The sequence below is a fragment of the Streptomyces sp. NPDC031274 genome (assembly GCF_055570235.1).
In genome coordinates this window covers 13653-25378 of sequence record NZ_JBVIHP010000043.1, presented here as the reverse complement: position 1 = coordinate 25378, position 11726 = coordinate 13653, and the positions used below count along the sequence as shown (strand labels likewise).

The 11726-nt window shown below is 70.6% G+C and carries 9 protein-coding genes; 6 read left to right on the top strand and 3 right to left on the bottom strand.

All coding sequences use genetic code 11. From position 1 onward, the window contains the following. Positions 1-24: 24 nt before the first annotated feature. The 4 genes from ACZ5CR_RS41355 (at position 25) to ACZ5CR_RS41340 (ending at position 4095) form a co-directional block, all read left to right on the top strand. On the top strand, positions 25-468 hold the full coding sequence (locus tag ACZ5CR_RS41355) for a GntR family transcriptional regulator (protein ID WP_468867692.1): 444 nt from the start codon (positions 25-27) through the stop codon (positions 466-468). Then, a complete protein-coding gene (locus ACZ5CR_RS41350) occupies positions 465-1433 on the top strand; it encodes an ATP-binding cassette domain-containing protein (RefSeq protein ID WP_468867690.1) in 969 nt (322 codons plus the stop codon). Before ACZ5CR_RS41355 ends, ACZ5CR_RS41350 begins: the two co-directional genes overlap by 4 nt. Continuing rightward, positions 1430-2458, top strand: coding sequence for an ABC transporter permease (locus ACZ5CR_RS41345; protein ID WP_468867688.1), 1029 nt, complete (start codon positions 1430-1432; stop codon positions 2456-2458). The genes ACZ5CR_RS41350 and ACZ5CR_RS41345 overlap by 4 nt, the downstream gene beginning before the upstream one ends. Positions 2459-2691: 233 nt before the next feature. After that, entirely contained in the window at positions 2692-4095 is a 1404-nt protein-coding gene (locus ACZ5CR_RS41340) for an FG-GAP-like repeat-containing protein (protein WP_468867687.1), read from the top strand. 21 nt (positions 4096-4116) lie between these two features. Here the strand turns inward: ACZ5CR_RS41340 and ACZ5CR_RS41335 are convergent, their stop codons facing one another. Both ACZ5CR_RS41335 and ACZ5CR_RS41330 read right to left on the bottom strand, forming a co-directional pair. Then, positions 4117-6675: a bifunctional FO biosynthesis protein CofGH gene (locus tag ACZ5CR_RS41335; protein WP_468867735.1), complete on the bottom strand. Its 2559-nt coding sequence runs from the start codon at positions 6673-6675 to the stop codon at positions 4117-4119. 267 nt (positions 6676-6942) lie between these two features. Further along, the gene (locus ACZ5CR_RS41330) at positions 6943-7785 is read right to left on the bottom strand and encodes an LLM class F420-dependent oxidoreductase (protein WP_468867684.1); all 843 of its coding nucleotides are present in this window, start codon (positions 7783-7785) and stop codon (positions 6943-6945) included. 242 nt (positions 7786-8027) lie between these two features. Between ACZ5CR_RS41330 and ACZ5CR_RS41325 the strand changes: the two genes are divergently transcribed. After that, complete coding sequence (locus ACZ5CR_RS41325; protein ID WP_468867682.1) at positions 8028-8357, top strand: hypothetical protein; 330 nt, start codon at positions 8028-8030, stop codon at positions 8355-8357. Between the two features lie 90 nt (positions 8358-8447). Then, positions 8448-9989: a CehA/McbA family metallohydrolase gene (locus ACZ5CR_RS41320; protein WP_468867680.1), complete on the top strand. Its 1542-nt coding sequence runs from the start codon at positions 8448-8450 to the stop codon at positions 9987-9989. Between the two features lie 102 nt (positions 9990-10091). Here ACZ5CR_RS41320 and ACZ5CR_RS41315 read toward each other — a convergent pair whose 3' ends face one another. Further along, positions 10092-11660 (bottom strand): APC family permease, encoded by a 1569-nt coding sequence (locus ACZ5CR_RS41315; protein ID WP_468867678.1) that lies wholly within the window; start codon positions 11658-11660, stop codon positions 10092-10094. Between the last annotated feature and the right edge of the window lie 66 nt (positions 11661-11726).

Here is an 11726-nt window from a genome sequence, read left to right as displayed (position 1 = left end):
ACTAGTGGACGGGTGGTGAGATGGATGCGGTACTACATCGAAAGACGCCGGGGCGTCGCGGCGTACCAGCAGATCGTCGAGCAGACCAAACGGGCCGTCAGAGCCGGTGCGTTGAAGCCCGGTGACCGATTGCCGACCGCTCGCGAAGTGGCCGAGACCTGTGCCGTGAACCCGAACACCACGCTCAAGGCCTATCGGGAGCTTGAGCGGGACGGCGTGGTGGAGCTGCGGCAGGGAGTGGGCACGTTCATCGCCGCCGCGGCCACGGAGGCGGACCGGAGTCACGCGCCCGACGTCGAGTCGCCGCTCTACGCCGAACTGGCGGAGTGGACCGGGCGGGCGCTGGCCGCGGGGCTTGCGGAGGAAGACGTGCGGGATCTGGTCGAACTGGCGCTTCAGGAGCGTCAGCAGACGGCGGCGGGCACTTCCCGCGGCAGTACGGACGAGCAGAACGGGAGTCGGGGATGAGCGGGGCGGCAGGAGAGGCGGCCGTGCGGAACAAGGGGCGGACCGCCCTGGAGGTGCGCGGCCTCGGGCGGCAGTACGGGCGCCGCTGGGTGCTGCGCGACGCGACGTTCCGGCTGCCCGCAGGGCGCGTGTGCGGACTCGTGGGTCCGAACGGCGCGGGCAAGACGACGATGCTGGAGATCTTCGCGGGACTGCGCGACGCGTCGGCGGGCGAGGCGACAGTCTTCGGCGAGCCCGCCGGTGGGGCTCAGGCTCGGCAGCGGGTCGCGTTCCTGCCGCAGGAGAAGCCACTGTTCGCGCGCTTCACCGTCGCCGAGACACTGCGGGCGGGCCACGAGCTGAACCCGCACTGGGAGCAGGAGTTGGCCGAGGACTTCGTGCGGGCCGGTTCCATTCCGCTCGACGCCAAGGTGGGCAAGCTGTCCGGCGGCCAGCGCACCCGGGTCGCCCTCGCGGTGGCCCTGGGCAAGCGCCCCGACCTCCTCCTCCTCGACGAGCCGCTCGCCGACCTGGACCCGCTGGTGCGCAGACAGACCGTCGCCGCACTCCTCGGCGAGGTGGCCGAGCGCGGTATCACCGTTCTGCTCTCCAGCCACCTGGTGGCCGAACTGGACACGCTGTGCGACTACTTGCTGCTCGTGGCCGAGGGCGGGCTGCGTCTTGCCGGTGACGTGGACGAGATCATCAGCGTCCACCGGGTGCTGTCCGCGCCCACCGACCGGGTGCCGACCGGGCCCGGCGGGCTGCCCGGGGGGCTTGAGCACCACACGGTCGTGGAGACCCACGGCGACCAGCGGTACACCACCGCCCTTGTCCGCCCCGGCGGTCCGGTCGCCGACTTCTGGGACGCCACCGCGCCGACCCTGGAGGAAGTGGTGCTCGCCTACCTGGAGCAGAGCCACTCCGCTCGACTCATCAGCCCCAACTCCTATGTTGTCGGCGCCGGTTCGGAGGCAGTGAAGTGAGTACGACGACACAGGCGCTCCGGACGGACGGCGGCTCTCCCGGGCTGCCGGGACGGCAGGCGCGGGCGCGGGCGCGCCGCTTCGGCCCGAGCGGAATGGTCTGGCTGGTGTGGCGCCAGCACCGGGTGGCGTTCCTCCTGCTGCTCGCGACGGCGGCCGTCACGACAGCGGCTCTGGCGTGGCTCGCCCAGGATGCGAGCAGCGCCGTGGCGGCCGTCGAAGGGTCGAATCCGTCTCCCGCGGCGGCCGCGGCCCTCGACACCGCTTACCAGCGGTTCGACATGCTGGGCCTCGCCCTTGCCGGTCTGCCGGTGGTCATCGGGGTGTTCATCGGCGCTCCCCTCTTCGCGGGGGACCTGGAGACCGGCACCGCCAAGTTCGTGTGCGTCCAGTCGCGCAGCCGCCAGAACTGGGTGGCGACGAAGCTCGGCATGGCCGCCCTGTTCGCGGCCGTGGCGGCGCTCTCCACCGGCATCGCCATGAAGGCCGTGTTGACGCCGCTGGCGAACCACATGGCCATCAACGCGGACTTCACCAGCACAAACGGGTTCGACACCACGGGGCCGGTCACGGTGGCCATGGCCGTGCTCGGGCTGCTGATCGGCGCCGCCGCCGGGCTCCTGACGCGGCGTACGCTGCCCGCGATGGTGGTGACGTTCGTCGCCCTGCTGGTGATGAAGCTCCTCTGGACGCCGATGCGCATGATGTTCGCGCCCACGGTCACGAAGACCACGGGCGACGGCCGGTTCGCCGAAGGCTACGCTCCGAAGATCCCCGACAACGCCCTGGAGATCGACACCTCCTACGTGACCGGTGACGGCGCACTGCGCGGCTGGGGCACCTGCGTGGAAGCGAGCGACAGGCCCGCCTGTCTGCGGCGCGAGGGGGTGGTCGGCTGGTCGAAGGAGTACCTCCCCTTCTCCCACATGGACGCCATGCAGTGGGCGGCGAGCGGCGCGCTGGCCGGGGCGATCCTGGTGATGGCGGGCGTCCTGGTCTACGCGGCGCGGCGCACTCTGCGCTGACCTCGCGCCGTCCTCGCGCCGTCCTCGCGCTGACCTCCCGCCGCCCTCGTCACCCCGCCGCACACAGCCAAGGGAGAGGGCTTCTGTCCGGGTAAGTACCAAGCTCTGTAACAGAGATACCGATCTCTGTAACGAGAATGTCAGGCAACGTAACAGTGAACCTGTAGCGCACAACCATCGACGTAGGGCCCTGGTCTCCCTTACGTCACAGCAGTTTCCCCACAGGAGGATCAGTGCGACGTTCACTCATAGCCGCAGTCGCCGTCACCGCGCTCGCGACACCGTTCGCCATCGCGATGACGACCGGTTCCGCGACCGCCGCCCCCACCGCGGCCAGCAAGCCGGTGACCGACTTCAACCATGACGGATACGCCGACCTCGCCATCTCCGCACCCGGCGGCGCCGTCGACGGCGTGGCCGGCGCGGGCTACGTCTCCATCGTGTACGGATCGGCGTCGGGCGCCGACACCGCGCACGCCAAGCAGATCAACCGCACCACCGCCGGTGTCCCCGGCGACCCCGAGGAGAACGGCCGCTTCGGTGGAAGCACCGAGGCCGCCGACCTCGACGGCGACGGATACACCGACCTCACCGTGAGCAACGACAAGACCGACGCGGTGCTCTGGGGTTCCGCGAACGGACTGACCCAGGCCTCCGAGCTGCAGGGCGGGTACACGGACCAGGTGAAGGCCGGTGACTTCAACGGCGACGGCAAGGCCGACCTCGTCACCAACAATCAGTCCACCATGGAAGTTCGCTACGGCCCGTTCACCCGTGACGGGAAGCCCGCCTCCACCTCGTCCGTCCAGAACGGCGACGACGGCCCCCAGGACCTCATGGTGGGCGATGTCACGGGTGACGGCGCCGACGACCTCGTGACCGGTCACGCCATGGAGGAGATGCAGCACTCCTCGCGCCTGTGGAAGGGCAGCAAGGACGGCCTCTCCAAGACGTCGACGCCGACCAAGAAGTTCACGACGAACGGCGTCATCGCCGACGTGGACAAGGACGGTTACGGCGACCTGGTGGCCCGCGAGGTCGACGAGGTCTCCGAGACCCAGGTGTACGACGCGGGCGCGGTCCGGGTCATCTACGGCTCCAAGTCCGGCTTCTCCAGCCGTACCGCGAAGATCGACCAGGACACCGCGGGCGTCCCCGGCGCCAGCGAGGCGGCGGAGATCAACGGCCCCGAGTGGGGCGACCAGTTCGGCGCCTCCCTCACCGCGGGCGACGTCAACGGCGACGGCTACGCCGACATCGCGGTGGGCGTGCCCGGCGAGAACCTCGGCGACGCCGACGACACCGGCGCGATCGTCCTGCTCAAGGGCGGCGCGAACGGCCTGACCGGCTCCGGCTCCCAGGCCTTCAACCAGTCCACGGCGGGCGTCCCCGGCGTCTCGGAGAAGGGCGACAACTTCGGTGAGTCGGTCCAGCTCACCGACGTCAACAAGGACGGCCTCGCCGACCTGACCGTGGGCGTGCCCCAGGAAGACGGCACGACCAAGGACTCCGGCGCCGCCTGGCTGTTCCGCGGCGCGAAGACCGGCCTGACCACGACCGGCATCACGTCGTTCAGCCCGTCCACCCTTGGCACCCCCGAGGCCGGCGCCCACTTCGGCTCCGACCTCACCGGCTGATCCCCTAGCTCCTCAAGCGGGTCACTCCAGGACCGGGAGCAACTCCGGGAGGTGGCCGTCCGAAGCGGCGGCCGCCTCCTGGCGTTCCTGGGGCACCTCTCCGTACAGCGTCGTCCGCGCCTTCGCCGGACGCCCGGCCTCCTCCGCGATCGCGACGAGGTCCTTCACCGAGCGGTACGAGCCGTAACTGGAGCCCGCCATCCGGGAGATGGTCTCCTCCATCAGCGTGCCGCCCAGGTCGTTCGCGCCCGAGCGCAGCATCTCCGCCGCCCCCTCCGTGCCCAGCTTCACCCAGCTGGTCTGGATGTTCGGGATGTGCGGGTGCAGTAGGAGCCGCGCCATCGCTACCACCGCGCGGTTGTCGCGGGTCGTCGGGCCTGGGCGCGCGATGCCCGCCAGGTACACCGGCGCGTTCGTGTGGATGAAGGGGAGCGTCACGAACTCCGTGAACCCCTCGACCCCCTTGGCCAGCGCCTCCTCCTGCATGGCGGCCAGCGTGCGGAAGTGACCGAGCCAGTGCCTGGGCTGGTCCACATGCCCGTACATCATCGTGGACGACGAGCGGATGCCCAGTTCGTGGGCCGTCTTCACGACCTCGATCCAGGTGGCCGTGGGCAGCTTGCCCTTCGTCAGGACCCAGCGCACCTCGTCGTCGAGGATCTCCGCCGCCGTGCCGGGGATCGAGTCGAGGCCCGCGTCCTTCGCCGCGCTGAGCCAGTCCCGTATCGACAGACCGGTCCGCGTCGCGCCGTTCACGACCTCCATCGGCGAGAAGGCGTGCACATGCATGCCCGGCACGCGCTCCTTCACGGCGCGCGCGATGTCGAAGTACGCGCTGCCGGGCAGGTCGGGGTGGATGCCGCCCTGCATGCACACCTCGGTGGCGCCCACCTCCCACGCCTGCTGGGCCCGGTCGGCGACCTGGTCGAGGGAGAGCGTGTACGCGTCCGCGTCGGTCCTGCGCTGGGCGAAGGCGCAGAAGCGGCAGCCGGTGTAACAGACGTTCGTGAAGTTGATGTTCCGCGTGACGATGTACGTGACGTCGTCGCCGACCATCGTTTTGCGGACGTCGTCAGCGATGCCGCACAGCGCGTCGAGCGCGGGCCCGTCCGCGTGCAGCAGGGCCAGGGCCTGCTCGTCCGTCAGGCGCGTCGGGTCGTCGGCGGCCGTCTTGAGCGCCGCCCGCACGTCGCCGTCGATGCGGGACGGCACCATGCCGGGCGCGGCCTGCTCGCGCAGGGCCTCCCAGTCGCCGTACACCTCGTCGAAGTCGTCGCGGCGGTCGGACGTACGTCCCGTCGTGTCGATCGTGCGGTGCAGGTCCGTGCGGCCGGATGAGGCGACGTACCCCTCGTCGGGCTCCTGCCAGGGCAGACCGCTCGGCCGGGCGTCGGGGTTCGCCAGGCCCGTGTCCGGGTCGACGAGCGCGCGCACGTGCGGAAGGAGACGCGGGTCCAGCCAGGGTTCGCCGCGCTCGATGAACTCCGGGTAGATCGTGAGCCGCTCGCGCAGCTCGAAGCCCGCCTCCGCGGTTTTGGACGCCAGCTCGTCGATGTGCGGCCAGGGGCGCTCGGGGTTCACGTGGTCGGGCGTGAGGGGCGAGACGCCGCCCCAGTCGTCGATGCCCGCGCCGATCAGGAGCGCGTACTCGGCGTCGACGAGGTTCGGCGGGGCCTGGATGCGGGCGCTCGGGCCGAGGATGTGCCGGGCCACCGCGATGCACGCGGCCAGCTCCTCCAGCTCGGCGTCCGGCATGCCGCGCATCGCCGTGTCGGGCTTGGCGCGGAAGTTCTGGACGATGACTTCCTGGATGCCGTGGTACGAACGCTGCGTCGAGCGGAGCCGGAAGAGCGCGTCCGCCCGCTCCTCGTACGTCTCGCCGATCCCGATGAGGACCCCGGTGGTGAAGGGGACGTTCGAGCGTCCCGCGTCCTCAAGGACCCGCAGCCTGACCGCGGGCTCCTTGTCGGGCGAACCGTGGTGCGGGCCGCCCGGCTCGCTCCACAGCCGGGTCGCCGTCGTCTCCAGCATCATGCCCATGGACGGCGCGACGGGCTTGAGCCGCTGGAGGTCGGTCCAGGTCATGACGCCCGGGTTGAGGTGCGGGAGCAGGCCCGTCTCCTCCAGAACGCGGATCGCCATCGCGCGGACGTAGGCGAGCGTGTCGTCGTAGCCCTCCGCCTCCAGCCACTCGCGCGCCTCCGGCCAGCGGTCCTCGGGCCGGTCGCCGAGCGTGAACAGGGCTTCCTTGCAGCCCATTTCCGCGCCGCGCCGGGCGATGTCGACGACCTCGTCCGGTGAGAGGAACATCCCGTGCCCCTCGCGCCGCAGCTTGCCGGGCACGGTCACGAAGGTGCAGTAGTGGCACTTGTCGCGGCACAGCCGCGTCAGCGGGATGAAGACCTTCTTCGAGTACGTGATGACGCCCGGCCGCCCCGCCGCCGCGAGCCCCGCGTCCCGCACCCGCGCGGCGGACGCGGCCACGTCCTTGAGGTCGTCGCCGCGCGCCTGGAGCAGTACGGCGGCTTCGGCGGTGTCGAGCGCGACGCCGTCCCTGGCGCGTTTGAGTGCGCGCCGCATGGCGTTGGCGGTGGGCCGTGCCGGCGCGGGGGTCGGCCCCTCGGGTGCTGAGTCCTGTGGCGCGCTGTTGGTCATGCGTCCGAGCATACGAGCGACCTCGCACAGAAACACCTACAGGTCAGTGCCGGTTGCGGGGTGGTCGCGGGCGGCGGGTGCGAGGGGCACGTATCGCTTGCTCGTATCGCCTTCTCGTGCCGCTTTCTCGTATCGCCTTCTCGTGCCGCCTTCTCGTGCCGCTTTCTCGTACCGCCTTCTCACATCGCTTCCTCATACTGCTCGCACGTATCGCTTGCACGTATCGCTGAAACCGTCGAGCGTGCGCAGCGCCTCCGCCTCCCCGCGCGCCGGAAGCTGCACGATGACCTCGTCGATGCCGAGCTCTTCGTAGTGGGCGAGCTTGCCCTCGGTCGGCTCGACGGCGGAGAGCGCCACGTACAGGTCGCCGGGTTTCCGGCCCGCGTCGGCCCAGGCGGCGCGCAGCGCGGGGAGCGCGTCGCGAAGACCGGCCCCGCCGATGGGCAGCCAGCCGTCGGCGTACTCCGCGATCCGCGCGAACAGCTTGGGGCCCGCCGCTCCCCCGATGAGCGTGCGGGGCACGCGCACCGGCTTCGGGTGGGCCTCGCTGGCCCGCACGCTCGCGAACTCACCTTCGTACGCGGTTGGTTGCTCGGCCCACAGCGCCCGCATGACCGCCATCCGGTCCCGCACGAGCGCGTGCCGCGTGCGCCACTCGACGCCGTGGTCGGCGGCCTCCTCCCTGTTCCAGCCGTAGCCGATGCCGAGGGTGAGACGGCCACCGGAGAGGTGGTCGAGGGTCGCGATCTGCTTGGCGAGGTCGATGGGGTCGTGCTGCCCGACGAGCGTGATGTTCGTGCCGAGCCCGAGCCTGCTCGTGACGGCGGCGGCCTGGGCGAGGGCCACGAAGGGGTTGAGCATGCGAGCGCACTCGGGCGGGAGTTCACCGCCGGGGTAGGGGGTCTCGCGGGACACCGGGATGTGGGAGTGCTCGGGGAGGTAGAGCGCCGCGAAGCCTCGCTGCTCCAGTTCCCGGGCCAGGCGGACGGGCGTGATGGTCTCGTCGGTGAGGTAGAGGGTGGCGGCAACGCGCATGTGGTGGCCTCCGGTCACGTCGTCGTACGGAGCGGCGGGCTCACTTACTAGCCGTCGGCGGCGCAGGAGTCCATGCCGTGTCCGTGTCTGTGCCTGTGTCCGTGCCTGTGTCCGTGCCTGTGTCTGTGTGCAGCGGGTGCGAGCGCTAGGCGCGGGGCCCCGCGTGGCCTAGGATCCGCCCGAATCAACGAAATCGACGGACTCGACGTAATGACGTAATCGACGGAATCGGGGGGTTCCTCATGCGGCTTCGTTTCGCGACCGTACTGCTGCTGCTCGGAGCGCTGCTGGGAGGTACGGCTTCCGCGGGCGCGTACGCGGTCGCTCCGCGGACCGCGGCGGCCACGGCGACAGGCGCGTCCGCGTCGACCACGTACGCGGCGAGCACCACCGCCACCAGGACGGGCACCAAGGCGGCCGACGAGTCGCAGTCCAAGCCCTGGAAGACGAAAAAGAAGAAGAAGTCCAAGGGCGGGATCGGGCTGATCATCGCGATCATCGCCGTCATCGCGGTCATCATCATCGTCATGATCGCTCTCCGCCGCGTGCGCAAGGCTCGTCACCGCCCGTAAGTCTGTCAATCGCCTTCCCTTGCGCCTCAGTTCACGGCTCAATACCAGGGTTGCCCTGCAGTCCCTTCCGACACCCTGGGGAGCCGACACATGTGCGAGGACGAACACCGCCCGGCCAGATCAGCCAACACGCCCCTGAACCGGCGCGGTCTGCTCGTGACGGGAGCCGCCGCCGCGCTTACGTTGAACAGCGTGAGCTTCGCGAGCGCCTCGGGGCGCGCATCCGGAAGTGACGACGAGACCAAGGTGGTGCGCGGGACGCTGCCCACCGGGTCACCCGACTTCGTGTATCTCCCGGTCGAAGTACCGGAGGGGGTACGCGAGATCCACGTCGCCTACACCTACGAGAAGGTCACCGTCCCGGCGGGCACGCAGGGCAACGCGCTCGACATCGGCGTCTTCGACCAGCGCGGCACGGCACTCGGCGGCAAGGGCTTCCGGGGCTGGTCGGGCGGCGCGCGCACGGAGTTCTTCATCCGCGCCGACGACGCCACCCCCGGCTACATCCCGGGCCCGGTCAAGGCGGGCACCTGGAACATCGCGCTCGGCCCGTACACCGTCGCACCTGAGGGCCTGCCCTACGAGGTCACGATCACGCTCAAGTACGGGGCGCCCGGCAGGACGCCCCGGCCCGTCTACCCGCCGGAGCGGGCGAAGGGGCGTGGCCGTGCCTGGTACCGCGGCGACTGCCACCTCCACTCCTGGCACTCGGACGGCAGGCGCACCCCGGCCGAGATCGCGGCCCTCGCTCGCGCGGCGGGCCTGGACTTCATCAACACCTCCGACCACAACACGTACGCCTCGCACCCCCACTGGGCCGACCAGGCCGGTGACGACCTGCTGATCATGCTGGGCGAGGAGGTGACCACGCGCAACGGCCACGTGGTCGCCCTCGGCACGGACCCCGGCACGTTCATCGACTGGCGTTACCGCGCCCGCGACAACCGCTTCGGCAAGTTCGCCCGCGAGGTCCGCGACGCGGGCGGCCTCGTCGTCCCCGCCCATCCGCACGGCACCTGCATCGGCTGCAACTGGAAGTTCGGCTTCGGGGAAGCGGACGCGGTGGAGGTGTGGAACGGCTCTTACACACCGGACGACGAGGTGTCCCTCGCCGAGTGGGACGGCACGCTCGTCGCGTCCGTGCGCGGCCGGAAGCCGTGGATCCCGGCCATGGGCAACAGCGACGCCCACCGCGACCCGGACCCCGTCGGCACCCCGCAGACGGTGGTCCTCGCGGATTCCCTGTCCCGCGACGCCATCCAGGCGGGCATCCGCGCGGGCCACAGCTATGTCGCCGAGTCCAAGAACGTCGCGGTCACCTTCACGGCCACCGGCGGCAAGGGCAAGCAGGCGGGCATCGGCGACCGCCTCTACGTCGAGCAGGACGCCCCGGTGACCGTCCGCCTCGACGTCACCGGCTCGCCCGGCTGCACGATCCACTTCGTGACGGACCAGGGCACCCTCTTCACGGGCCCCGCGCTGCCCGCGTCCGGTTCCGGTACGGCGCAGTGGCGGACGACGCCTTCGTACGCGGCGTACGTACGGGCCGAGGTCCGCCACGCGCCGACGGTGCCGGGTCTGCCGGGCGCGCTGGCGGCGTTCACGAACCCGGTGTTCCTGGGTCGCGGGTAGCTCCGGGCAGCCGGGGAGGGTTCTGGAGCGGGTAGCTCCGGACAGCCGGGGAGGGTTCTGGAGCGGGTAGCTCCGGACAGCCGGGGAGAGTTCTGGAGCGGGTCAGTCCGCGACGACCAGCGTCGGAGTGTCCCGCTTCAGGACCTCGCCCCGGAAGAACGCCGGGCTCGTGCGGCCCATCACCAGCATGATCACCACGCCGAGCAGCAGCAGGCCCACGCCGATCACGAAGACCGAGCCGACGCCGAGGACGGAGGAGCCGCTGCCGTAGGCGGGGTCCCACATGTCGATGAGGGTCTTGGTGAAGACGCCGGTGAGGAGGACGCCGCCGAGGACCGGGAGCAGGCCCTTGAAGACGAAGTCACGTACGGAGCCGAAGAGCTCGTGGCGGAAGTACCAGACGCAGGCGAAGGCCGTGAGCGCGTAGTAGAAGCAGATCATGAGGCCGAGCGCGTAGATCGTGTCGACCAGGACGTGCTCGGAGACCAGCGTCATGACCGTGTAGAAGACGGCGGTCGCGACGCCCGCGGTGACCGTCGCGCGGCCTGGCGTCCTGAAGCGCGGGTGCACGCGTGCGAACGACGGCGGGAGTGCCTCGTACGCGGACATGGCCAGGACCGTGCGGGCCACCGGGATGAACGTCGTCTGCAGGCTCGCCGCCGCCGACGCGAGGACCGCGACGAAGAGCAGGATGCCGAGGGTCGGGCCCATCACGGGGCCCGCGAGGACGGCGAAGACGTTGTCGGAGGTGTCGGGGTTGGCGAGGCCGAGGCCCTTGGTGCCCGCGCCCACCACCATCTGCGCGGCGACGGCCGTCGCGAGGTAGGAGCCGACCAGGACGACCATCGCGATCAGCGCGGCGCGGCCGGGGGTCTTGTCGCTGCCGGTCGTCTCCTCGTTGGCCGCAAGGCAGGCGTCCCAGCCCCAGTAGATGAAGATCGCGAGCGAGAGGCCCGCGGTGAAGGAGGAGAACGACTTCACGGCGAACGGGTTCAGCCACGACCAGGAGAAGTCCTGCGACAGCGGGAACTGTGCGCTGCCCGCCTTCTGGAACGCCATCACGACGAAGATCGCGAGGACGGCGAGCTGTAGCCCCACCAGCGCGTACTGCACGCCCTTGGTGGCCGTCATCCCCCGATAGCTGATGGCCGTCGCGGCCGCGATCAGGGCGAGGCAGGTGAGGATGTGGACGGCCTTGTCGTCGTCCAGGGCCGCCACGGAGCCGTTGCCCGTGATCTCACCGGCCAGGAGCCAGAAGTACGAGGTCGCCACGCCCGCCAGATTGGACAGGACGATGATCGTGGCGATGACCAGGCCCCAGCCGCACATCCAGCCGATCCGGGGGCCGAAGGCCTTGACCGTCCAGGTGAACGAGGTGCCGCAGTCCGGCATGGCCTTGTTGAGCTCACGGTAGGCGAAGGCCACCAGGAGCATCGGCAGGAAGCCCGCGAGGAAGACCGCGGGCATGGCGAGGCCGACCTCGCCGGCCGTGGAGCCGAGGGTCGACGTCAGGCAGTAGACGGGGGCGACGGTGGAGATGCCGATGACGGCGCTGCCCATGAGGCCGACGGAGTTCCCGCCGAGGCCTTTGGCGCGCACGCCCCCGTCGGGGGCGCCGCCTGCCGTGTCTCCGGCCCGGGGTGCCTGGAGCCGATCGTCCAACTGGGTCATGAACAGGACGTTAAGGGCTGCGGTTTCCACATGCGGAGGATCAGCGTCCGGATCGATTGGCTTGCA

Bases quoted from the DNA above. Each gene is read 5' to 3' on its own strand.
- ACZ5CR_RS41355 (WP_468867692.1), top strand. From the start codon at position 25: ATGCGGTACTACATCGAAAGACGCCGGGGCGTCGCGGCGTACCAGCAG.
- ACZ5CR_RS41350 (WP_468867690.1), top strand. From the start codon at position 465: ATGAGCGGGGCGGCAGGAGAGGCGGCCGTGCGGAACAAGGGGCGGACC.
- ACZ5CR_RS41335 (WP_468867735.1), bottom strand. From the start codon at position 6,675: ATGCGGCGCGCACTCAAACGCGCCAGGGACGGCGTCGCGCTCGACACC.
- ACZ5CR_RS41330 (WP_468867684.1), bottom strand. From the start codon at position 7,785: ATGCGCGTTGCCGCCACCCTCTACCTCACCGACGAGACCATCACGCCC.
- ACZ5CR_RS41325 (WP_468867682.1), top strand. From the start codon at position 8,028: ATGCGGCTTCGTTTCGCGACCGTACTGCTGCTGCTCGGAGCGCTGCTG.
- ACZ5CR_RS41320 (WP_468867680.1), top strand. From the start codon at position 8,448: ATGTGCGAGGACGAACACCGCCCGGCCAGATCAGCCAACACGCCCCTG.
- ACZ5CR_RS41315 (WP_468867678.1), bottom strand. From the start codon at position 11,660: ATGACCCAGTTGGACGATCGGCTCCAGGCACCCCGGGCCGGAGACACG.